This is a genomic window from Parapedobacter composti (assembly GCF_900112315.1).
GTDB classification, from domain to species: Bacteria; Bacteroidota; Bacteroidia; order Sphingobacteriales; family Sphingobacteriaceae; genus Parapedobacter; species Parapedobacter composti.
On record NZ_FOLL01000001.1, the window covers coordinates 43,825 to 67,526 of the forward strand.

Below are 23,702 nucleotides of genomic sequence, written 5' to 3' on the forward strand. Positions count from 1 at the left end.
AAGTATGTTTACATCGATATTCAACCAATACGATTGGAACGAGGAGCTACGGTCTATTTACAATAAGACCGATGCGGAGGTCCGGCGGGCGTTGGCCAGGAAACAACGGACATTGGACGACTTCAAGGCGTTGATTTCTCCAGCGGCCGCACCTTATCTGGAGCATATGGCGCTACTCAGCCAGCAGGCCACACAAAAACGTTTCGGTAAGACCATCCAACTGTACGCACCGCTATACCTCTCCAACGAATGCCAAAATATCTGCACCTACTGCGGATTCAGCCTGGATAACCAAATCCCCCGCAAAACGCTAACAGCTGCAGAACTGCTGCAGGAATTGCTTGCCGTGAAGGCGATGGGGTATCAGCACATCCTGTTGGTCACGGGCGAGGCCCAGCAGCTCGTGGGGATGTCCTATTTCCGCCAGATGCTCCCCTTGGTGAAACAGCATTTCCAGCATATTGCCATGGAAGTGCAGCCATTGGACGAGGCTGACTATGCCGAGCTGCGTGCACGGGGAGTGAGCACCATCCTCGTTTATCAGGAAACCTACCACCGGGAAGATTACCGGAAGCACCACCCCAAGGGCAAAAAGTCCAACTTCGATTACCGATTAGCATGCCCTGACCGTATTGGCCGGGCCGGTATCCATAAAATCGGCATTGGGGCCTTGCTCGGGCTCGATGATTGGCGGACCGATAGCTTTTTTGCGGCGCTGCACCTGCAATACCTTGAGCGGACGTACTGGCAAAGCAAATTTTCGGTGTCCTTTCCCCGCCTACGTCCCCATGTGGGCGGCCTGCAGCCCAAGTCGGTCATCACCGACCGGGAATTGGTGCAGCTGATCTGTGCATGGCGGCTGTTCAATGGCGAGGTGGAACTGTCCATGTCTACCCGCGAAAGCCCGCGGTTTCGCGACAACATCATCAAGCTGGGGATTACGTCCATCAGTGCCGGGTCGAAGACCAATCCCGGTGGTTATGCTGTGGAGCCGCAGAGCCTTGAGCAGTTTGAGATTGACGACGGGCGCAGTCCGGCCATCATCGCACAGGTCATCAGGGAAGCAGGGTATGAACCCGTCTGGAAGGACTGGGATCACGCGTTGCATGGCGGCGAAGCCAACGGCAAATTCCCGTTACCGGAAGAAATTGGTTAAGTTTGTCTTGAATATGGCACAGCAACTGACGCAAACGGAAATCCATTATTTCGACCGCCACCTGAAATTATCCGGCTTCGGGCGGGAAGCCCAGCAGCGCCTGAAAGCCGCCCGTGTATTGGTTGTGGGGGCAGGGGGGCTGGGATGCCCCGTGTTGCAATACCTGGCCATGGCCGGCATAGGGCACGTCAGCGTCATCGATGCCGACACGGTAAGTTACCACAACCTGCACCGGCAGGTGCTGTTTTCGCCAGGCGATGTCGGGAAGAACAAAGCCGAAACGGCCGTGCGGCGGTTGGCGGCCCAGCAGCCGCTTGTCCGGTTCACTGCCTATGCCGAAGCGCTGTCAACCAGCAATGCACTGTCGCTCGTCGGCGCGCATGACCTGGTGATAGACGGCACGGACAACTTTGAAACCCGGTATTTGGTCAACGATGCCTGCGTCATCCAAGGCGTGCCGTTCGTGTCGGGCGCTATCGACCGCTACACGGGGCAGGTGTCGGTATTTAATTATGCGGGAGGGCCCACCTACCGCTGCCTGTACCCTGAGCCGCCGGCCGAATGCGGCTCATGCGCCATCGATGGGGTGCTCAACGTGTTGCCGGGCATCATCGGTACCCTGATGGTTAATGAAGCCCTTAAAGTGTTAGGGGGGTATGGCGAAGTGCTGGCAGGCAGGTTGCTTTTGGTGGATATCCACGGCAACGGTTATCAGCAGTTCAGCTTTTCAGCCGTTGAGGAAAACAAGCATATCCAGGCATTACAGACGAGCTATGTCCCGGAAGCGGAGTCCGGGGGAAGGCCTGTTGAAGTGAGTGCTCTGCCCGATGGCGCTTTGTTGGTGGACGTACGGGAAGCGTGGGAGTACGAAGAAGGTCACGCGGATGACCACATTAACATTCCGCTTCATGAATTGCCGCAGCGTGCGGCCGAATGGGCCGGTAATGACCGGACGGTTGTTTTTTACTGCACCACGGGGAAGCGCAGCCGTATGGCCGTGGAGGTGGCCAAGCAACATGGCATCGCCGCATTTGCAGAGCGGTTGGGTGAGATATTATCGTAATATTATGTTAATACCCATTTAATATAACTATACGATTTTTGCGGGGTGTCGTAATAGTTGTTTCACGAAACCCGATTAGATGCAGAAACTTGTACTTATTATCTTTTCCCTCTTTTCTTTTCAAACGGTCTTCTCCCAAAATTGCGAATTAACCGGCAGCGTGACCAGCTCGCTGGGCGACCCCTTGGTCGGTGCAGTGGTACGCGCGGTTAACACTGCCTCAGGCGTGGCTAAAGAAGCGGTGGTTGGCCTGGATGGCTCATACCGGTTAGGAAAGCTGCCCCCCGCCGCTTATCGCGTGGAGGCATCATTGATGGGTTTTGAACCGATCGCTGTCGAACTGCAGGTAGCAGGCAGCCACGAACAGCATTTTGAGCTGGAGGACAAGACACTTACGTTATCGGAAGTGTCGGTAGAGCGGACCGGCCGGGGCACCGATGCGGAAGCCCGGCGGATGGAGAAGAATGCGCAGAACGTACTGAACGTCATTTCGGCCAAGCAGATACAGCTCTCCCCGGATATTTCGGTGGCCAACGTCATCCAACGGGTATCCGGCCTGTCCATTGAACGAAACGCGAATGGAGACCCGCAATATGCCATCGTGCGGGGGATGGACAAGCGCTACAACAATACGCTGGTCAACGGTATCAAGATTCCCTCACCCGATAACGAAAACCGTTTCATACCGCTCGACATCTTCCCCGCCATCTTCCTTGACCGCCTGGAGGTTTATAAGTCACTGACCGCGGATATGGAAGCCGACGCCATCGGGGGAACCGTGAACATGGAAATGAAAGACGCCCCCTTGGTTGGCCATATCCTCGATCTGGATGTACAGGTGGGGTATAACCAGATGAATTTCGACCGCGATTTTACGACCTATGACCGATCCCGGCTGAACAAACGGTCGCCAGCAGAATTGTTTGGCGCGGATTACCATGCCGTACCGGGTGATTTCCCCGTCGAAAACATGATTGAAAAGCCCGTGGCTGCGCTCCCGGACATCATTGCCAACGGCACCTATGGCCAGCGGTTTTTGGACAACCGGTTGGGGCTGATGGTCGGTGCCAGCTTCCAGAACACCAATCGGCCTACAGATAATTATGTATATCGGCCGGGCATATTCCCGGTTGAAGGCAATCCGATACGGCTGGAGCAACTGGATTCCCGCTATGCCAGTGCGCAGCAGCAGCGCCTTGGCGCGCATGGCCGGCTCACCTATGATGTAAATGCGAAGAACAAATTTTCACTCTATGCCGGGCAGTACATGCTCAATGAGTTCCGGGTAAGGGAAACGGTCCTCCGCGAAAACTTTGCCGCAGCGACCAATGCGCCGGTTTATCCAAGTACTCGCTTTACGAATAGTTTTCAAACCATCAGCACGGTTGACCTGAACGGTGATCACCAATTCGGTGATCGCTTGATGTTCGATTGGAACGCCGTCTATTCCCATGCGCTTAATGACCGCCCTGACGATGGCACCTATCACCGGTCCGCAACGTTGTCGGTAGAAGACGGGAGTATCTCGAACGAACGCATTTATTTCCAGAATTCACCGCATACCCGGATCTGGGAGCGCAATAGCGACCAGACCGCATCGGCTTACCTGAACCTGTCGTTCAATCCGGATTGGGTGAATGAACATACACGGATCAAGGTAGGCGGGGTGTCACACTTCCGCTGGCGGGATAATTATTACAATTACTACAGCTACGTGCGGGTCATCCCTTCCGTAATCGGCGTCCGCGGTGAAGGGTGGAACGATTTCGGGGACATTCCCTATGAAGACATGGCCACGCCATTCGGAAGCGGGGGCGGTAGCAACCTGATCTACGACGCGAGTGAACGCATATTGGCGGCATACATCAATACGTCGTGGCGTTTCGGCCAATCGCAGGTAGAGGTCGGCGTCCGGGCTGAACATACCGACCAGCGCTTCGACATCGATCCCAGGGCATTTCCCAGCAATCCGGGGGCTGAATTCGAGCCTTCGGCCAGCCAAGCGTACCTCAACCTGTTTCCGGCGTTCAGCTTCAAGCAATTGCTCAATGCGCATACCAACTTACGGGCCACCTACTTCAGGGGCATCAGCCGGCCGGGTTTCTACGAAATCGTCCCGACGATACGTCCCAGCGGCGGAAGCGAATCCTACTTCAGCGAACGGGGTAACCCCGACCTGAACCCTTCATTGGCGGATAACTTTGATATCCGGTATGAATATTTCCCCACGGTGCTCGACCAGATCCTGGTCGGCGTGTTTTTCAAGCGCATTCAGGACCCGATAGAGTACGGGTTTCCGCAAATAGACCCAAACCTGCCCGAAAACGAACGAGAGAGCGCCGGCCGGGCAAGCCGCATCATGCCGCAGAACTTCGGCACTGCCCGTAACTTCGGCATCGAACTGGATATCACCAAATATTTTAACCAGTTCGGCATCCGGGCGAATTACACGTACACGCACTCCCGGCTGGTGACCAACAAGTTAGTTGCCAATACAAACGACCAGATTGCCCAGGGCGCACCTTCGTTCAGTATCGTTGATCAATCCCGGGCGCTCCAGGGCCAGTCGCCGCACATCGCCAACCTCAGTTTGTTGTACAAAAATCAACCGGCGAAGCTGGATGCCCAGCTGGTGATCAACTACACCGGTGAGCGTATTGCCCTGGTATCTCCCTTCTTTGAAGCTGACCAGCGCATGCGCGCGATGACCATCATGGACCTGTCAGTAGAAAAAGGCGTGGGCAACCATCTGGTCTTTTTCGTCAAGGCGAATAACCTGCTGAATACCCCATATGCGCTATTTGTCGATAAACCGGTGTACCAGGCCGAGCTGGGGCACCCGCACCAACGTGATCCCGCGCAGCATACCAACATCCAGCGCGACACGTATGGCCAGCTGTACCGCTTGGGCGTAAGGTACCGGCTGTAGTGGCTTAGTATACCCGTAATGAACTAAATGTTAACGATAACGATGAACAACGATGAAGAAGAAAATCCTTAACTATTTGATGTTGGCCACCCTGATGGGCATGGTGGTCGCATGTTCAAAAAATGACCCGGCACCCGCGAATCCAGGCAATGGCGATGATGACCCCAAGCCCGGTGTTGAAGGGATATCCGGCGACCTTTCGGCCATCGATTTCCAAGCCAATGAAACTTACCTGGTGGTTGGAAACCTTGAGATTCCTCAAGGAAAAAGCGTTACGATTCCTGAAGGTGTAAGATTGGAGTTTGACCTGGGGCCGAACAACCAACGGTGGACCCTGGACGTAAAGGGCTCGCTCTACGTGAAAGGAACGGCTAACAACCGGGTGGTCTTCACCGCCAGCGAAGATGCCTTGGCATCCCGCTTTAATACGGGTACGGGCGGACTCTGGGGCGGAATCATCGGTACATCTCTGGCCGGAGATATCGTATTGGAATATGCAGACATCATGCATGGCGGTGGCCCTGCGAAGGAAGGTGATGCCATCACCACGTCCTTAACCGGAGGAAGCGGCCGTGCCAGCGTGGGTGAAGATACCTACATGCTCTACTATTGCCGGCCGGCCGGCGAGCGCCAGGATGGGGTGTTCATCCTGAATCATTGCCATATTGCGTATACGATGGACGATGCTATCCGCACAAATGGCGGCAAGACGTTAATGATGTACAACACGTTTGAAGTCATCGGCAGAACCGGTGGTGAAGCGGTGAACATCAAGGCGGGCGGCCCCGGCGATTTCGCCTTCAACCTCTTTTACAACATTGCTACCAATAGCCTGAAAAGTGCCGACACCCAATCCGGCGAGCGCGGACTGCTGGAAACCAATTTCTATAACAACACCATCGTGAACTCCGGATACCGGCGCGTGGAGCGCGCCCGCGGCGGAAGCCTGAACTATGAGGCCAATGCCTATGGCAAAGCCTACAATAACCTGATCGTCAACAACCGTTATGGCTTGCGCCTGCCGTTGGACGACCGCCCGGATATGGAACGGCTGTTGTATGGATACAATTGGTATTACGGGTCGGTGGATGCCGTGACCAGCAACTTCTACCCCACCGGAGAAGACGACCCTTCGCGCGGCGTCATCGGTGTTGACCCGGCCTATCCCATCCCGGCCTCGGATGTCCTGGGCGGCCCGAAAGAAAACGATCCCCTTTTCGTGAACTACGATGTCGCCAGTTTCGCGGTTGAGTTCACTTCCGGAGGCGACAACAATAACCTGGCGGACAATGTAGACGGTATTCCAGCAGACGCTGATTTCAGGTTGCAAGCCGGTTCGCCGGCGGCCACCGGTGCGTTCACCGGTTTCCAGCCGGTGTTTGCGGAGTATATCACGCTGACCGGTGAGGTCTTCACCGCGCCGCAGCCGCAAGCTTACTTCGGTGCTTTTGCCCCGGTAAATTAAGCGGATAATGCACAAACGATTGGTTTTATATACACTGGTCGCAAGCTTCAATTGCCTATGGATCGCCTCCTGTTCCAAAACAGGGGACGATCCTGGTTCAACGGAGCCACCTGTAGTTCAGGACGGCTGGGCCGATCACATTCCTTTTGAAGCGGAATATACGCCTGCCATGCTGCAATGGACGGCAGACTACCAGGAAAGTATAGCCATCGGTCGCCATGCCCTCGAAGAAGCATCGGGCATTGCCTGCAGCCGGAAGAATCCGGGCATGTTCTGGGTTCATGAAGACAGTGGCCACTCCAACATCCTCTACCTGCTTGATTCCGATGGGAAGACGGCCGCGCGGTACCGGATAGTCGGGGCCACCAATATCGACTGGGAGGATATCGAGATCGCCGTAGGTCCGGAAGCAGGTGAGGACTACCTGTACATCGCCGATACCGGCGACAACGGAGAAACCCGTGGTAACTACGTGGTGTACCGCATCGTAGAGCCGGTTTTCAATGAAAGCGACCGCGATGCATTTATCACTTACAACCAGGCAGCATCCCAACTGGAGGTGATTCCGGTTCGCTACCCCGATAAATCGCACGACGTGGAGGCCATGTGGGTCGACCCGGCCACGCTTGATATCTACCTGGCCACCAAACGCGATGCGAGTTCCATGTTATTTGTCTTACCGTATAGCCGTTACGACAACGGCGATGCAATGACCGTGCTGGCAGGTACGTTCGGCTTTCGCGAAGCGTCCGCCGGCAGTACGGATGCCGACGGGAGCCGGCTGATTGTCAGAAACCGCCAACAATTCTTCTACTGGTCGCGGCAAGGCGGGGAAAGCATGGTGGACATGTTGGCCAGGGAACCCATGCTCACCACCGCAGCAGGTGAGGTGCAGGGCGAAGCGGTATGCTTTGACGCCGCAGGCAATTATTATTCCACCAGCGAGATGGGCAATACCACCCTTCCTCCACCAATTTTCAAGTATCCCTTAGTAAATAACCCATAGTTTAATAAACAAAATCAGTACGTTAATGAAAAAATTACTATCCATTCCCACTTATCTGCTATTCTCCCTGTTGTTCACCGGAGTAATTTTCCAATCATGCAGCAAGAACGATCCGGAACCCGAGCCAGAACCGGAACCAGAAACCATCCAGATTCCGAATGAACAATTACGGTCGCTGGTCCTTGCTGGCCTTGGTCTGCCAGCAACCACCGTGGATATTCCTCTGGACAAAATGGAAGACCTTGTCAGCATCAACGCCAACGACCTGGAGACAGTTGATCGCCCGCTGTTGGATGACCTGACGGGTTTGGAACATGCCACTAACCTGATCTATCTGCGGATAGGCGAGACAGGCGTGACAGACCTTTCACCGGTCAGCGGACTGGAGAATATCAGGTATTTCCGCATCAACGACACGGAAATCTCCGATTTGACCCCGATTTCAAATTACACCAAATTGGTGTATTTTAACGCGAATAGCGCTACCCAAATCACCGATATCAGTCCGTTGGCGGGCAATGTGGACCTGTTGGAAGCCATCTTGAGAAATGTACCTTTCGGTAACGAAGGCATGGAAACGATTGGCAAGTTCACCAAGTTGTATCGGTTGAATATGCGGAATACTGGCGTGAGCGACATCACGGTCTTGGGCGAGCTGATGGCGAATGGGGAAGCCCTGTTGAGCTCCAATCCGTATGATGTGGATGACCATTTCCCGGACGAACTTAAACCCGGTAAGGAACAAGCGCTTGATCTGCGTGAAAACCCTATCGAGTCTTATGATCCCATCCGCCCATTTGTAGAAAATGGTACAGCGGTAGAAACCAGCCCCAGCACGCTGCCAGCAAATTAACCTTTAGGTGGCTAATTAATTGTTAATAAGCGGGACCGTCCAACTACTGGGCGGTCTCGTTTGTTACAGCCATTGCCATGCTCGGCGATAGCAATCAGGATTTATCGGTTATGGCTCTTCATCGATGCCTTGGGGCATCCCGATAAACTCCCGGTACGGGTCGTTGGGATAATGCACCGCATCAGGATTATGGCGGAAGGGAATGTCCGGGTTGAACAGCTCCTCCAGCGTCTGCCGCAGGAATACCTCGAATTGGGCTTTGATATCTTCCAATGCTGCACCTTCGGCAAGGTACCGCCCGCCCCGCCCGCTCATGTAAAACAGCGGCCCTTCTTTGCGTAGCCTGCGGGCAATGTACAGGTTGGGCTCCACGCCGCGCTTGCCTGTTACCTGCTCATACACATAGGTATAAAACAATGTCTGGATCATCGCCTTGTTGCTCTTGGCCGATGCCGGTGCGAACAGCGTGTCCAGTCCATTGTATTTCACCTCGTCGCGCCCCGTTTTGTAGTCTACGATGCGCGTTTTGCCATTCACTTCATCCACCCGGTCAATAATGCCGTATAGCCGCACCGTGCGGGGCTGGCCCTGCACCGTAATGGGAAAGGCAAAGGAATAATCGCGCTCGTTTTCCAGCTCCACGATGCGCAGCGGGGCCACGTGCGTGGCATCATAATGCAGGAACACCGCGGCATACTCTTCGGCGACCTTGAGCAGGATGCGCTGCATGCTGTTGGGCGTTTGTATCCTTCCGGCCTCGCCGTATAGTTCCTTTGACAGCGCTTGCAGGCAGGTACGCGGCAACGCCTTAATTTGCTGGCGGATGCCTTGAGCCGTGATGGGGTCGTTCTCCGCTTTCAGCTGGGTATACGCATCCTCCATCGCCCGGTGCACCACGGAGCCCAGTCGGTTTAGCTCAAACTCCTCCGTCACCCTGGGCGGTTCCTTGATGCCTGCTACATATTTGAGGAAAAACAGCAAGGGCGATTGCAGGTAGGTGGTCAGCGCTGAGGCCGAGAGCTTCGGCCGGTCTGGGTCCGTATCGTCCAGGTAGCGGCTCAGCTTGTGCCACGCCGCCCCGGTTTTCGGCAGGTTGAGCGAAGGCGGTGCGGATATCGTTTTGATGGGTTGCTGCTGGCTGCGGTGGGTAAACGCAAACCGGCTTTCAAAAGCCAGCTGGCGTACAAACCGGCTCACCTCGCCGCTGTTGCTGTCATCCACCACGGCATTGTATACCACGGTAATGCGCCTGGGGTGGTGCAGCAAGCGGTAAAACAGGTATGCCGAGAGGGCATCCTGGTTTTCCAGCACCGGCAGCCCATGTGCGCGTCGGATGGAGTCGGGAATAAAAGTAGGCGCCGCCGTGATGTTGGGCAATGTCCCCTCGTTCGCTCCCACGACATACACTTCATCAAAGTCGAGGCAGCGGCTTTCCAGCAACCCCATAATCTGGATGCCTTTTAACGGTTCGCCCTCGATGGGAGCCGACACGCCTTGGAGCGCCTTCCGGATGAGTGCACACAGGAAAGGCATCGGCAATTCAGGGTGGTTGGCCAGCCCTTCCTGCAGCAGATTGAGCGCTTTCTTCACCGCCAGGATGAGCACGGCTTCCATATGCCGCAGGGTATCGGTACGCTGGCGGTGGTGTAGCACGCCGTCCAATAAGACGTGCAGTGCCTGGAGCGCGGCCTCATTGCTGCTATGCAGAACGAAGAAGGCCGGATAGCTGCCTGACTTCAGCCGGAGTTCAGCGGCGGGCACTTCAAGCCATTCGTTGGCGGTTATCTGTTCTTGCAGCGCCATCCGCTCTTCAAGCGATATACCGCTAAGCGGGTGGGTGAGCATGGCTTCCACATCCAGGTGATGTACGAAACGGCCTTGATTGGCAGCCAGCTGCTGCTGGACGGCCAGCCACCCGTCGATGTACCCGAACAAGGTAGACTGCATGAGTGGATAGCCCATGGTCACGTTAAAATCCAGGCCATCCGGCAAACTTTGCAACACCGGAATCAACAGGCTCTCATCAGCGAGGATGACGGCCGTGCTGGTGGGCGCCTCACGGTCCGCCGCCCGGTCGGCCAACAAGTTCGGCAGGAGTTTGGCCTGTGCCACCTTGCCCGCGGTAGCCAACAGCTCAATGCGGTCGGTTTTTGCGCCCAATACGGCCGGGAAATCGCCCAGCGCATTCCGAAGGCCGTATTGCCGGATATTTTTGCGGAGGAAGAGCCCAGCCTCCTGCAACTCGTCATCGAGGTAGTAGCTGTCTGCGTCGAAATAGAACAACGCCTTTCCGGCGTCTTGCCACCGGGTGAACAGGCTTGCTTCGCAACGGTTGAGCGCGTTGAAGCCTACAAATGCGGCCTGTTTATATGCCGCAAGGAAATTAGGCTTGGCGGCACGCCCCTCCACGAGGTCGCGGTAAATGCCAGCCGTTGTGGCCAGCCGCTGGCGGGCCAATTCTTCTTTGAACCGTTGGTACAGCCGAGGCAGGCGCCCCCAGAGCTGCAGGAATTTCTGCTGGATGGCCGTTTGTTTGCCCACTGAAAACGATTCCCAAAACTGTCGCATAAACCGCTGCTGTTCGGCCGAGAGGTGGGGGAAGCGCTGCTGAAGCAGGGCGATGTCGCGCAGCTCGGCGTAAACTTCTTCTGGCTGCACGAGGTCATAGTCCAGCTGGGCAAAATCACTCAGGATGGTTTCGGCCAGGGGATAAAACTCATCCGGCGACTCCTCGGGCCGTCCCTCCTCCCGCAGCAATCCGTTATGCAGGCCATGCAGGACAAAAAATTGGGTGAGCGGACTGGCTTCCGGCAGGGAGGCCGACTGCCGAAGAAATTCCTGGATGGTAAAAAATGACGGACTCCAAAGCGGCTTGCCCGACAGGTCGGCCAGGTGCTTCCGCAGGAATACGATGGGACGCTTGTTGGTCAGCACGACAGCCACGTCTTTCAGGTCATCGCCAAAGCGCGATAATAAATCTGCTGCAACTTGTCTGAGGAATGGGGGCATGCCGGGAATCTGGAGTTTAACGTTCGCCGAGCAAACATAATGAAAATCGTTTACAAATTAACGGGCAATTGTCTTCGTTCAACCACTTATTGCAACGACCACTCCGGACGCGGGTTACAGGCGGTCGCCCTTAAGGCCGATTTGCGGCAGCAAGGAAGTTTCTGTACCTTTAAAGCCGTGGATAACTTTTTGGCTGCTTTGCGAAAATATGTGCCGATATCCGAAGAGGATGCGGCATATTTCTATTCTTTTTTCAAGAAGAAGCAGTATCAACGCGGAGAATTATTGCTTAAGGAAGGCGAGGTGGCTCATGAGGTGTTTTTTGTGATGAAAGGCGCGTTGCGTCAATATTTCTTCAATGAGCGCGGTGATGAACGAACATGTAACTTTACTTTTGAGCATCAATTTGTGACCGATTTGGAGAGTTTTTCAAGGCAGGCGAAATCGGCCACGCATATTATTGCCTTAGAGCCTGCAGCTTGTCTGGTGTTGACTTGCGAGGATGCCGTAACCTGCCTTAAGGAGTCGCCGGCTGTAGCCTCGCTGTTCGGCCTGATTGTCGAAAATTTAGCTACTGATACTATCCGGCGGATTCGATCGCTTTTGTCCAAAACGCCCGAAGAGCAGATTGAAGAACTGACGAAGACAAACCCCGAGATGCTGCGGCGCGTGCCGCAGCGGTATATCGCCCAATATCTTGGCGTGGCACCCGAAAGCCTCAGCAGAATTAGAAAACGGATGATTGCCAATCAAAAATCTTAACCCAAGTCATCGTCCGAGATAAATACCGCACCGTAGTTTTGTATAAAATTAATTGGTATGCAAACGATATTAGGTTCTGGGGGAGCAATCGGTAACCTGTTGGCGAAGGAACTGACGGCGTTCACCTCAAAGGTAAGATTGGTCGCCCGCAATCCCACACGCGTAAATGAAAATGACGAGTTATTCCCTGCAGATTTATTGGATGCCTCGCGGGTATCGGAAGCCGTTGCAGGCTCGGATGTGGTGTATCTGACAGTCGGATTGCCTTATGACAGCCGGGTATGGCAGCGCCAATGGCCGACGGTAATGCAGCATGTGATCGATGCCTGCTTAGCGCATCAGAGCCGGTTGGTGTTTTTCGATAATGTATACATGTATGATAAAGACAGTATCCCACATATGACCGAGAAGAGCCGGATAGAGCCGCCTTCCAGGAAGGGAAAAGTGCGCGCGCAATTGGTGCGTATGATTGATAAAGCTATGGCTGATCAGTCGTTGCGAGCACTCATTGCACGAAGTGCCGATTTCTATGGACCGGACGCTAGTAACGGGTTGCTCAATCTGCTGGTGCTGGAGGATATGGCGAAAGGAAAGAAACCCAAATGGCAAGGCGACGTTCACAAAATCCATTCGTTTACCTATACGCCCGATGCGGCAAAAGCTACGGCGATTTTAGGGAATACCGCCGGTGCATACGGCCAGGTATGGCACCTGCCTACCTCGGCCGAGCGGTGGACCGGCCAGCAATTTATCGAAACAGCGGCTGCCCTGTACGGCACGAAGCCGGCATGTATGCTGCTGCGGCCATGGATGCTGCGGTTTGGCGGGCTTTTTAGCCGGACAATTGCTGAGTTGGTAGAGATGCAATATCAGTACAACCAGCATTATTTTTTTGACAGTGAACGGTTTTGCCGCGAATTCGGGTTTACACCGACAACCTATGAGGCGGGAATGAAGGCGGTGCTGGCCTCCCGCTATTCAGACTTCCACCAACGTGCCTAACATTCCATAATACACATACCCTTTCACGTCAGGCATGCCCATTTCTCGGAGCGTCAGCATGTAATCGGATACTTGCCTGCGGTGTGCATCGTCTTCGTGCTGCGTAAATTTGAAGTCCACCACGATGGTTTCATCCGGACTCACCAGCACCTTGTCAGGGCGCATGGTGCGGCCATTCGGCAGGATGATGCTCCGCTCGTTCCAGTGCTCATAGTCACCGCTGAACCACTGGGCCAGTTGCGGGTGGCTCAAGGTCGACAATGCGAGGGTACGTACGTCCGCCCGATCCTCTTCCATGAGCATGCCCTCCGTCTGCAATGCGTCCAAATGCGCGTCCAAATCCGCTGCCGAAACCAGTCCGGCCATCAGCTCATGCAACAATTGCCCCTGGCGTTTGGCGGCATCCAGCCGTACGATGTCCAGTTCGGCCTGTATCTCCGGCCGGGCCAGCTCTTCTTTCAGCCGCGCGGAGGCGGGGTAGTAGGCAAAAGACCAGCCGTCGGGCGCGGGGGCTTCGGTTACGCGGGTATCCGGTGCTGGAACGTCACCCACCTGGATGCCGCTGCGGAACGCCACTTCCAGTTCATCCGCAATGCCGGGCAATACCTCAAGCAGCAGGTCACCGGCAAGCAGTGTATTGATTTCGCTATCGCCTTTCTTGCCGGGAGCGGTAACATAGAGGTGTTTGCGCGTGCGGGTAGTGGCCACGTAAAGTGTGTTGAGGGCATCCATGTAGTTGAAGAGCATCTCTTCGAAATATGCTTGGTATAGGCGCGACTTGCCAAGGTCGCTCTTGTACTTGACGGGGGTTTTGTGCAGCAACGCATAGGGCGTGTCTTCGGTACCTACCCAGAAATTGCCGTTGGTACGCCCGTCGATGGGCCAGCTGCAGAAGGGAATCATCACCACATCAAACGCCAGTCCCTTGGATTTATGGATGGTCAAGACCTCTACGGCGTCTGCCCCGCCCGCGGCAGGTAGTGCCCGGTCGATGCCATCCTCTTCCCAGTAAGTGAGGAATGCCGGTATTCCGCGCTCGCCAGTGGCCGTAAACGCGGCAATGAGGTCGCGGAAGGCAAAGAGGTAGGGAAGGCTTTCCTCGTTTTTCTGCAGCCCATATGCCACGATAAGCGACTCGATGAGTTCGGCCAGCGGCAACTGCGACCATGCCTCCCAATTGCTGCACAGCGGTTCGGGCAGCAGTCCCGCCAGTTCCGTGGGCTTGCAGGTGCTTATCCGCGCCCAGTCATCCGGCAATACTGCTTCGCCCGGGCGGAGCAGCTGACTGTACAGGTGCACACAGTTGGCCGTGTACAACGCCACGTCGGGCAGTTTACCTACCAACGCGCGCAGGGTGTCTACCAGCAGCCGGATGGCAGGGTGATTGGCCAGGGCCAGCGCATCGCCCGATATCACGTCAAATGTCAAGGACGCTTCCCGTTGTTTATCGAGCAGGTACTGGATGACTTCCCGGGCTTCGTTGTTGGTGCGTACGAGGATGCCGATTTGCCCCGGCCGGTAGGTGCCCGCGGACAGCCAGCCGATGAGCGTACCGGCCAACCGGGTGAGTGCTTCTTCCTTCACTGCGCTGGCGCGGTGGTTGTTGCTCGTTACATCGATGAATTCCACCTGTACGGTACCGCCTGGCTTCTTTGCGCTGGACGGTAGTTGCTGGTGGCTATCCCGGTAAGCCCGGATGATGGTATCGTGGTTGCCGGAGGGTTTCCACCAGCGTGCATATTGCTCTTCGCCCAGTTCGGTGAGGATACGGTCATTGAGGCGTTGCTGCAGCCACTGGGGGGCACGTTCGAAAATGCGGTTGTTGAAGGCCACAATGTTGGCATGGCTGCGGTAATTGACCTCCAGTGTTTCATTGCGGATGAGTGCAGCCGTATCCGTTACGTTGAATGCCGTGCCGATCTGCTGCTCCGCACGGTCCAGCAGGATGCGCCAGTCGCCATTGCGCCAGCGGTAGATACTTTGCTTGACATCCCCCACGATGAGGTGTTCGGCATGTCGGCCCGATGCATTTCCCATGGCGTTGATGAGCAGCGGGCGCAGGTTGTCCCATTGCTTGCGCGACGTGTCCTGAAATTCATCGAAGAGAAAATGGCGGAAGCGGTTGCCCGTCTTTTCCCAGATGAAGGTCGGGTCGCCCGACTCATTAACGCCGATGTTATTGAGCAGTATCTGCGCATCACTGATGAGCTGGGCGCCGTTATCCCGGCGCCATTCTGCGAGCAGGGTACTCATTTCTTTGAGGAGGCGCAGGTAATAGAGGTTCTCGTCGATGGCTTTGGCCAGGTAGTAATCCGGGCTTTGCTCCGTGTACAGGTTGTATAACTTTTCCAATACCGGGTTCAGCTCGTCGTACAGCGAAGCCATCTGCCCCGTCAACCCGCCTTTCTGCCATTCATCCGGGTTGTGGATGTATTTCTCCAGTTTTTTAACAGTATCGTGCGGGTTCTGCGCTGAGAGGCTGCCCAGCTTACCCAGGTGGTTGCGCGACTTCCCCGCCATATCCATCACATCCACACCCGAGGCGGCGAAGGTATCGGCGGCCATTTTGAGCAGCTGCTCAAAAGCATCCTCAAACTGCTTGATGGCCGCTTTGCAGTAGCTGTCCAAGCTGGCAAACAGCTCCTGTTCGGGGATGTCCGCTACCGCCTTGTCGAAGTCCTGGAAATCTTCCTTAAAGATTTCCGAAGCCAGATCGCTCAGCGCCCAGCGGTAGTTCCAGTTTTCATCCCGGTCTATCCGCACCTGTGCGTAGTCCATGATCCACTGCAGCAGGTCCGGGCGCTCGTCCAGCAGGCGGTTGAGGCGGAGCACGAGGTCGGCTTTGACCTTGCGGATGTTCATTTCCAGTTTATATCCCGCGTCGATACCCAGTTCGAACGTGAAGCCGCGGATAACCTTCTGCGTAAATCCATCGATGGTGCTCACGGCGAAGCGGCTGTAATCGTGCAGGATTTTGCGGTACACCGCCGCTGCACGTTGCTGCAACGTGGCCGCATCCCACTGCGGATAAGCTTCCAGCAGGATTTCGCGGTAGCCGGTGGCTTTATCCGTTTGCTTTCCGTCCCCGATGGCCAGTGCTTCCAGCACCTCAAGGATGCGGCCTTTCATTTCGGCTGTGGCCTTGTTGGTAAATGTGATGGCCAGTATCTCCCGATATTTGCTTTCGCCTGAAAACAGCAATGTGAGGTAATGCGCCGTAAGGCTGAAGGTCTTGCCGGACCCAGCGGAGGCTTTCAGTATTTTCAGTGGAGGTACGGTGGGCATTGTCCTGTATTTTTGGGATGAAGATAGGAAAATCAGAACCGGGAAACCAAGTACTACCATGAAATCTTTCCGCAAATTTGAACAATCACATTGGTAAAAATCAAAATCTAACTGTAGATTTGCGATAGATGTTATGAAAAGACACATCACATAAGCGTAGCCGCTCAACACTGACCATTACCATTGTCCATCCTCGAACTATGGCGGAAGATAATCAAGTGAACGTGAATACCCGGGTGCATTACCCGCGTGATAGCGATGAAATCAATGCATTCCGGGAAATGTATCTAAACTATTATAAGCGCCTTTTTGTAAGGGCATTTATGGTATTGAAAAATCGGGAGGTGGCTGAGGATGTCGTGCAAGACCTATTCTTGAAGTTATGGCAATCAAAAGGATATGACAAAGCCTTGCAACTGGATGCATATCTTTACCGAGCTGTGCAGAACGCATGCTTTGATTATATCAAAAGGAATAAACAGCTTGAATCGGTATTCTTCGAATCGTTTATTGATGACATGGCAGAAGCCCAACACCTGTTAGCGCAGGAAGATGTTGATGACAAGCTGAAGCAATTGCGGAACGCACTGGACGGACTCCCCGAACAATGCAAAAAAATATTTGATTTGGTATACCTGCAGCAGAAAAAATACCAAGAAGCGGCGGACATCACGGGAGTTAGCATTAATACGGTAAAAACCCAATTAAAACGCGGTTTAATAAAAATAAGAGAATATATGCAACAATTTAGGTGCTGATGTCACCCACTTTGGGCGGCAAATGCGTCTTATAATTTAATAGCGGGAAAACAAACCTTATGGCAAAACCTGTGGACGTAGAGCAGCTTATCGCAGATAAGCTAAGTGGTAACCTGTCAAGCAATGACGCAAAGATGCTGGATAGGTTAATCGCGTCAGATCCGGAAATACGTAATCGATGGGAGGAAGCATCGCAAACGCTATCGTTGTATCAGGCTGCTAATTTTGCAGATAACATACCGGTGGACCGGCGCTTTGACGACCTGTTGGTCCGTATGAAGAACACCGAGCCAGTAGGTGACGGCATGCAACGGCGACAGCCGATGCAATGGTTGGCGATTGCTGCCGCTGTACTGTTGCCGGTCATTGCCTTTTCGCTTTGGTTTGGCCTACGGACAGATCCAGACCTTCTTGTGAGGGATTCAACGACGCCGGATTCTGTCTATGTGACGTTCAACAACGGGCGCCACGTAGCACTGGACGACAGCCATCCCATTCAGGTGGGCGCGCTTACGCTCGCAGCCAGTGAGGGTAAACGTCATGCAGATGCTGCCCGGTTGGCCGTTGAGCCGGGCGATAGCAGGTTGACCGTGTGGGTACCTAAGGCGAAAACCTATCGGTTGGAGTTGCCGGACGGCTCACTTGTCCACCTTAATGCCGGCAGCCGACTGGAATTCCCGTCAGCATTCAGTGATAGCACACGGGTCGTCTTCTTGGAAGGGGAAGCGTTTTTTGATGTGCAGGAGGATGAAGACCGCCCGTTTTCGGTGGCTACTGGGGATATTACCGTGCAGGTGCTGGGCACGTCGTTTAACCTGCAGGCTTATGAAGCAGGTGCCGCTCAGGTAGCTTTGGTGAAAGGCAAGGTACGACTGGAGGTAGTCGCGAGCGGTGCACAAACCGAACTGTCACCCGGCATGGCGGCTCAGCTCCGTCCCGATGGCTCCCTCGAAAATACCCCATTCGACGCCGAGACGGTATTGGGTTGGCAGGAGGGCGTCTATTTTTTTCATAACGAGCCACTCGAACATATCATGACGATGGTCAACCGAGCTTCCGGTACCGAGTTTATCATCGCCAATCCCCAACTAACCAAACTGCGGTTCAGCGGTGCCTTTGAAACGGCCAAGCCTGTTTCCGTGTTGATGCACAACCTGGCCGGCAGTTCTACGCTGCGTTACCGCATTACAGGTAACAAGGTTGTGTTATTTTAGTTGTTAAAGACATGAAAAAGACCGTTAATAGTCGGTTGTAGCTTTTTTTTCAAAAAAAAGTGATTTCCTTGTCGCCCTTTTTTAGAAAAGGGAAGTCTATTTTATTGAACTAACAATTATTTCTTGTCCATGGGTTTAAAATTAATTACCAAATGCTTGGTGTGGCTGTTATTTTTTTGTTTTTATGCGATGGCCAGCGTAAGTGCAGGACAGCAGCGGCAATTTTCGATGACGGCCAAGCAAATTTCATTAAAAGCATTGTTTAATGAAATTAAAAAGCAAACGAATTTGGTCGTATTTTACAATAACGACCTGCTCGATGATGAGGAAAAAGTCGATGTTGCTTTCACGAGGGCTCCGCTTAAAGACGTGATGCAGACGGTGCTTCGCGGAAAGGCATTGTCCTTCCGATTCACCGACAGCTACATTATCCTGGCTCGGTCGGTCGCCGATTCCACGCGTACACCGCCAGTAAGTAACGGTACCCTGAGCCAGCAAGACAGTATCGTAACCTTATCCGGCAAAGTGGTCGAGGGTGAGGCTGAAAACCCGCTGGCGGGTGTGACCATCCAATTCGCAGACGGCACAGGCACTACCATCTCCGATGAAGAGGGACGTTTCCGCATCACAGGTAAGAAAGGTACCCGCATGACGTTCCAATACGTGGGATACGCTCCCTTGGAGCTTCGGCTGGGCGTGGATAACCTTTCCCCCGTGCGCCTGACACCCAGAATGGAAACCTTAGAAGATGTGGTGGTTACCGGTTATCAAGTGATTGACAAGCGTACCTTCACCGGATCAGTCGGCAAAGTAGACCCTGAAGGGTTGGCTACGGCCGGTATCTCCGATGTAGGCAAAGCACTGCAAGGAATGGTAGCCGGCGTGGCGGTAGAAAACACCAGTGGCACGTTCGGCACCAAATCAAAAATCCGTATCCGTGGCAACTCATCCATCAGTGGTAATCAGGAGCCGCTCTGGGTAGTGGATGGCGTGGTGCTGGATGATCCTGTTAACGTGAACCCCAATCAACTCTATTCCGGCGATGCCGCTACCATGCTCAGTTCGGCAATCAGTGGTATCAACCCGGATGACATAGAAGACATTCAGGTTTTGAAAGACGCGTCAGCTACAGCAATGTACGGTACACAGGCGGTCAATGGCGTGATTGTGGTAACGACGAAAAAGGGCAGGGCTGGGCAAACCAACGTGAGCTATAAGAATAACTTCAGCATGGCCTTAAAACCGTCTATCACCAGCTTTAACGTCATGAATTCAAAGCAACGGATGGAGTTCTCGGAAGAATTGTATGAGAAGAACATCATGGACTTCACCAACCTTAACAGTACATACGGAGCGTTCGGCAAGCTATTGCATCAGCTATCGCGCAAAGAAATCACTTGGGAACAATATTATGACGAGATTCAGCGGGCCAAAACATACAATACAGATTGGTTCGACGTGCTGTTCCGCAACTCGATCAATCAGGAGCATAGCGTCAGCCTAAGTACGGGCACAGAAAAAGCACAGTACTACATGTCCGGGAGCTATTTTCGGGACGATGGGCAGACGCGCAATCAATATGTCGACCGTTTCAGTGGAAACCTTAAAGGGAATTTCAACCTGTCGGACAAATTCTCCATCACCGGCACATTGTACGGTTCCGTCCGTAACCAACGTTCGTTCGGTGCATTTGATGAACACGTTTCGGGGGGGCTGCCTCAGCGCGACTATGACATCAATCCCTACACCTATGCCCGTACCACCAGCCGAGCCATGCGTCCTTATAACGACAGTGGAGAGCTGGAATTTTACCAAGCTCATTTCGCGCCCTTCAACATCCTCCACGAAATGGACAATAATTTCGTGGACATCAAGCTCAAGGAAATCCGCTTCCAGTTAGACGGGCTGTGGAAAATCACCAGTAACCTGAACTATTCATTCATCCTGTCAGCGCGCGGTACCTCGGCAATGTCGGAACACATCTCCACCGAGCTATCCAATGTGGCCCAAAGCTATCGTGCAATGCAGTCTGTTGCCATCCGTTCCGCAAACGACCGGTTGTATGACGATCCTTACGACGATAGCGAATATCGGATTTCCGTGCTGCCACGGGGCGGTATCGCCATGGTAGACAACAATCAGGGTGAATTTTACACTGTGAGAAACATGCTGAACTACAAACCGGTATTCAACAATGTGCATATACTGGATTTGATGGCGGGTACCGAAATCAAGCAACGCAAGTACAACAACTATCATTTTACCGCCTATGGACTGGAGTACTACCGTGGATTAACGGCAAGCCCCGATTATCGGGCCATCCAGCGCGACCAGTTGTCGGCCACCGGATCGCCGTATTACAACCTCGGGCTCAATACCTACCGGGAAGCCTCATTCTTTGCTAACCTCGCATACTCATACGATAACAAGTACAACGTCACCCTGTCTACCCGTGCCGATGGATCCAATCGGCTGGGCGCTTCAGAGCGGTTCCGATTTCTGCCGATATGGGTAGCCGGCGTCAGTTGGAACGTTGATAACGAAGCGTTTCTTCAGGATGTGCAATGGCTTGACTTCCTTAAAGTGAGAGGGTCGTATGGTACGCGCGGGAATATCAGCGGGCTGGGCAGTCCTGAGCTGCTGGCGTATTATGGTACCACCACGCGGTTCAACCCCAATGAAGTAGAAAACATTATTTCCATAGAAGCACCGGATAACCCTACCATGCAGTGGGAAAAAGAAAAAATGGCCAATGCCGCTATTGAATTCGGCCTCTTCTCCCGGGTTTCCGCTACGTTGGAATGGTACCACCGCGACAATTACGACCTGATTGGGGCAATCCAGGTATCGCGTGCTAGCGGCTTCACCCAGCGTACAATGAACTGGGCAGACATGAGAAACGAAGGGTTCGAAGTAACGCTGAGCATGCAGCAAATCAAGCGGCATAACTTTCAATGGAGCACCATCTTCACATATGGCTATAACAAAAACGAAGTGACTCGCCTGCAAACGTCAAACGGTGTTATCCGCCAGACGCATGACCGTGGCGCGCCCATGCTGGGGAGGCCTGTCGCCGGACTCTATTCCTTCCGTTTTGCCACATTGGATGAAAACGGACTGCCCCTGTTTTATACGGCGGATAGCCGCCTGTCCAACTCATTTTCCAGATATACTACCAATCTGGATATGCTAAAGTACGAAGGCAGTCGCGAGCCGCTCGGTTCAGGGGGGCTGACCAACCAATTCCAGTACAAAAACATCAGCCTATCGTTCCTATTTACTTTTTCCTATGGTAACAAGATTCGCTTGAACCCGCTGCTGAACCGGTATTTTTCAGACGTGGACGCACTTGATGCTGCCTTGGCCAACCGGTGGACCACCCCCGGCGATGAGCGGTATACCAATGTTCCCCGGATTATCGAGGAGGAAACACGGGCGCAGCTACTACAGGCCAATGCTGAACCGTTCATGGCCTACAACAGGAGCGACATCCGGGTGGCCGATGGGTCATTTATCCGGTTTAAAAACGTCATGATAGCTTATGATATTCCCCATGTGTTGGCCGACCGGTTGCGGGTAAAGAACTTGAAGATTACTGCGCAGGCACAAAACTTAGCTTTGTGGGCCGATCCCAGCCTGAACGGGCAAGACCCCGAAGCCATTGTGTCAGGTATTTTCATACCGGCAGCCACCAGCTATACATTGGGGCTTAATTTAAACTTTTAAAGGGCAAAGGGCTATGAAACAAACAAAACATATCATCATTCTTCTTTCAACCTTGGTGGCCGTATTGACCGGTTGCGAAAAATACCTGGCCGTGAATCCGGACAACCGCGTCCGTTTATCCACCGTAGAAGATTATCAAGCCGTCATTACCGGCGCTTACCCGCAGGCCTATCACCTCTTTACCGAACTGTATACGGAAAATGTACGTTACTACCATTATCCAGACTACAACCACGCGAACATCACGTCGTGGCTTAGGCCGCTTTATCTTTGGTCAGATAATTATATTCTGAATAACGCCATCACGCCGGAGGCGGCGTGGCGCAAATATTATAACAACATCTACGAAGCAAATGTTGTTCTGGAAGGAGTTGACCAAGCCAGTGGTGACGATGCCCTGCGGCGGTCTGTGAAAGGCGAAGCTTACATGAACCGCGCCTACTGCCACTTCATGTTGGTTAACATTTTCGCCAAACATTACCATTCGGCCACGGCAGCGACCGATTTGGGCATCCCTTATGTAGCCGAAACGGAAAAGGAGCCGGGACGGTCGTATAAGCGCGACAATGTGCAATTTGTGTATGATCACATTGAAGCGGATGCCAAAAAAGGTCTGGAACTGATCAATGAAGGTTTCATGAAGGCGCCCAAGTTCCATTGGTCACGAGCATCAATACACGCGTTTCTTTCCCGCTTTTACCTGTTCAAGGGCGACTGGGAGCAATCGCTCTTCCACAGTGAGGAGGTTTTCAAGCTCAACAATAGCATCAGGGATTTGTTCTCGGATTACGACCAATATTTTGCTGTAGGGGATTACACAACGTTCGCACGGCGTTACTTCGAAACGCATAACACCAACATTCTGTTGGTCAACTACACATTGGAGTGGAATTCCTATTTTAGGGGTAGCCTGTATGCCAATGCATTCAGGGAAACGTTTCACCCCAATGACGTGCGCGGAAAGATATATACCCGCTGGAATAATCAAACCCCCAATTACATGGCCCGGAAGTTCCGTGGTCAGCTGCCGTCGGACGGGCAATCGTATTCTGATGTGGCGCTTTTTGTGGTAGAAGAGGTGATGTACAATGCGGCAGAAGCCGCCGTTCGGAAAGAAAACCCCGACTTTCAATATGCGATAGACCTGTTAAACCAGATTCTCCAAAGGCGCTGGCGGCCATACGTTGCGTTGGACCTGGCCGATTATCCCACGGAACAAGCCTTACTGGATAAAATACTGGATGAGAAAAACTGGGAGCTTTGCTACGAGGGCCATCGTTGGTTTGATGTAAAGCGGTATGATATTCCGGTAACCCACTGGGACGGCACCCGGGAGATCCACCTTCCGCCGGGCGATCCACGGCGGGTGGTACAGATTCCTTTTGCCGAATTGGACGCCAATCCAGAAATGGAACCCAATCCGCGTTAGGGCAATTTAATATCTCCCGTTGTTGAAAACTCACAAAATGAAACA

General features: G+C 53.5%; 14 protein-coding genes. 12 read left to right on the top strand and 2 right to left on the bottom strand.

Going from position 1 to position 23,702, the window contains the following annotated elements; genetic code table 11:
• The first annotated feature begins 4 nt into the window (after positions 1-4).
• The 6 genes from thiH to BM030_RS00225 all read left to right on the top strand — a co-directional run bounded on the left by thiH (position 5) and on the right by BM030_RS00225 (position 8,472).
• Positions 5-1,156 (top strand): 2-iminoacetate synthase ThiH, encoded by a 1,152-nt coding sequence (thiH, locus tag BM030_RS00200; RefSeq protein WP_090969919.1) that lies wholly within the window; start codon positions 5-7, stop codon positions 1,154-1,156.
• Positions 1,157-1,169: 13 nt separating this feature from the next.
• Positions 1,170-2,219, top strand: coding sequence for a HesA/MoeB/ThiF family protein (locus BM030_RS00205; RefSeq protein WP_244518571.1), 1,050 nt, complete (start codon positions 1,170-1,172; stop codon positions 2,217-2,219).
• 79 nt (positions 2,220-2,298) lie between these two features.
• Positions 2,299-5,148 (top strand): TonB-dependent receptor, encoded by a 2,850-nt coding sequence (locus BM030_RS00210; RefSeq protein ID WP_090969921.1) that lies wholly within the window; start codon positions 2,299-2,301, stop codon positions 5,146-5,148.
• Positions 5,149-5,200: 52 nt separating this feature from the next.
• Positions 5,201-6,613: a hypothetical protein gene (locus tag BM030_RS00215; protein WP_090969923.1), complete on the top strand. Its 1,413-nt coding sequence runs from the start codon at positions 5,201-5,203 to the stop codon at positions 6,611-6,613.
• Between the two features lie 7 nt (positions 6,614-6,620).
• A complete protein-coding gene (locus tag BM030_RS00220; RefSeq protein WP_090969925.1) occupies positions 6,621-7,619 on the top strand; it encodes a hypothetical protein in 999 nt (332 codons plus the stop codon).
• Positions 7,620-7,644: 25 nt separating this feature from the next.
• Positions 7,645-8,472 carry a leucine-rich repeat domain-containing protein gene (locus tag BM030_RS00225; RefSeq protein ID WP_090969927.1) on the top strand — a complete coding sequence of 276 codons (828 nt, stop codon included), beginning with the start codon at positions 7,645-7,647 and terminating at the stop codon, positions 8,470-8,472.
• A 108-nt stretch (positions 8,473-8,580) separates the two neighbouring features.
• Here the strand turns inward: BM030_RS00225 and BM030_RS00230 are convergent, their stop codons facing one another.
• Positions 8,581-11,481 (bottom strand): PD-(D/E)XK nuclease family protein, encoded by a 2,901-nt coding sequence (locus tag BM030_RS00230; protein ID WP_090969929.1) that lies wholly within the window; start codon positions 11,479-11,481, stop codon positions 8,581-8,583.
• A 39-nt stretch (positions 11,482-11,520) separates the two neighbouring features.
• Here BM030_RS00230 and BM030_RS00235 point away from each other — a divergent pair, with 39 nt between their 5' ends.
• Both BM030_RS00235 and BM030_RS00240 read left to right on the top strand, forming a co-directional pair.
• Positions 11,521-12,243: a Crp/Fnr family transcriptional regulator gene (locus BM030_RS00235; RefSeq protein ID WP_211657477.1), complete on the top strand. Its 723-nt coding sequence runs from the start codon at positions 11,521-11,523 to the stop codon at positions 12,241-12,243.
• 57 nt (positions 12,244-12,300) lie between these two features.
• Positions 12,301-13,245, top strand: coding sequence for an NAD-dependent epimerase/dehydratase family protein (locus BM030_RS00240; protein WP_090969931.1), 945 nt, complete (start codon positions 12,301-12,303; stop codon positions 13,243-13,245).
• On the opposite strand, the gene BM030_RS00245 is transcribed toward BM030_RS00240, so the two are convergent.
• Positions 13,222-16,530 (bottom strand): UvrD-helicase domain-containing protein, encoded by a 3,309-nt coding sequence (locus BM030_RS00245; protein WP_170845578.1) that lies wholly within the window; start codon positions 16,528-16,530, stop codon positions 13,222-13,224. The genes BM030_RS00240 and BM030_RS00245 overlap by 24 nt on opposite strands.
• A gap of 200 nt (positions 16,531-16,730) precedes the next feature.
• On the opposite strand from BM030_RS00245, the gene BM030_RS00250 reads away from it, so the two are divergent.
• The 4 genes from BM030_RS00250 (at position 16,731) to BM030_RS00265 (ending at position 23,657) form a co-directional block, all read left to right on the top strand.
• Positions 16,731-17,288: an RNA polymerase sigma-70 factor gene (locus BM030_RS00250; RefSeq protein ID WP_090969935.1), complete on the top strand. Its 558-nt coding sequence runs from the start codon at positions 16,731-16,733 to the stop codon at positions 17,286-17,288.
• Positions 17,289-17,347: 59 nt separating this feature from the next.
• Positions 17,348-18,502, top strand: coding sequence for a FecR domain-containing protein (locus BM030_RS00255; protein WP_090969937.1), 1,155 nt, complete (start codon positions 17,348-17,350; stop codon positions 18,500-18,502).
• 189 nt (positions 18,503-18,691) lie between these two features.
• Positions 18,692-22,228: a SusC/RagA family TonB-linked outer membrane protein gene (locus BM030_RS00260; protein ID WP_170845579.1), complete on the top strand. Its 3,537-nt coding sequence runs from the start codon at positions 18,692-18,694 to the stop codon at positions 22,226-22,228.
• Positions 22,229-22,241: 13 nt separating this feature from the next.
• Positions 22,242-23,657, top strand: a complete 1,416-nt coding sequence (locus BM030_RS00265; RefSeq protein WP_090969941.1) for a RagB/SusD family nutrient uptake outer membrane protein — start codon at positions 22,242-22,244, stop codon at positions 23,655-23,657.
• Positions 23,658-23,702 lie beyond the last annotated feature (45 nt).

Coding starts and splice junctions, on each gene's coding strand:
- thiH (WP_090969919.1), top strand. CDS start 5: ATGTTTACATCGATATTCAACCAATACGATTGGAACGAGGAGCTACGG.
- BM030_RS00205 (WP_244518571.1), top strand. CDS start 1,170: ATGGCACAGCAACTGACGCAAACGGAAATCCATTATTTCGACCGCCAC.
- BM030_RS00210 (WP_090969921.1), top strand. CDS start 2,299: ATGCAGAAACTTGTACTTATTATCTTTTCCCTCTTTTCTTTTCAAACG.
- BM030_RS00215 (WP_090969923.1), top strand. CDS start 5,201: ATGAAGAAGAAAATCCTTAACTATTTGATGTTGGCCACCCTGATGGGC.
- BM030_RS00220 (WP_090969925.1), top strand. CDS start 6,621: ATGCACAAACGATTGGTTTTATATACACTGGTCGCAAGCTTCAATTGC.
- BM030_RS00225 (WP_090969927.1), top strand. CDS start 7,645: ATGAAAAAATTACTATCCATTCCCACTTATCTGCTATTCTCCCTGTTG.
- BM030_RS00230 (WP_090969929.1), bottom strand. CDS start 11,481: ATGCCCCCATTCCTCAGACAAGTTGCAGCAGATTTATTATCGCGCTTT.
- BM030_RS00235 (WP_211657477.1), top strand. CDS start 11,521: ATGAAAATCGTTTACAAATTAACGGGCAATTGTCTTCGTTCAACCACT.
- BM030_RS00240 (WP_090969931.1), top strand. CDS start 12,301: ATGCAAACGATATTAGGTTCTGGGGGAGCAATCGGTAACCTGTTGGCG.
- BM030_RS00245 (WP_170845578.1), bottom strand. CDS start 16,530: ATGCCCACCGTACCTCCACTGAAAATACTGAAAGCCTCCGCTGGGTCC.
- BM030_RS00250 (WP_090969935.1), top strand. CDS start 16,731: ATGGCGGAAGATAATCAAGTGAACGTGAATACCCGGGTGCATTACCCG.
- BM030_RS00255 (WP_090969937.1), top strand. CDS start 17,348: ATGGCAAAACCTGTGGACGTAGAGCAGCTTATCGCAGATAAGCTAAGT.
- BM030_RS00260 (WP_170845579.1), top strand. CDS start 18,692: ATGGCCAGCGTAAGTGCAGGACAGCAGCGGCAATTTTCGATGACGGCC.
- BM030_RS00265 (WP_090969941.1), top strand. CDS start 22,242: ATGAAACAAACAAAACATATCATCATTCTTCTTTCAACCTTGGTGGCC.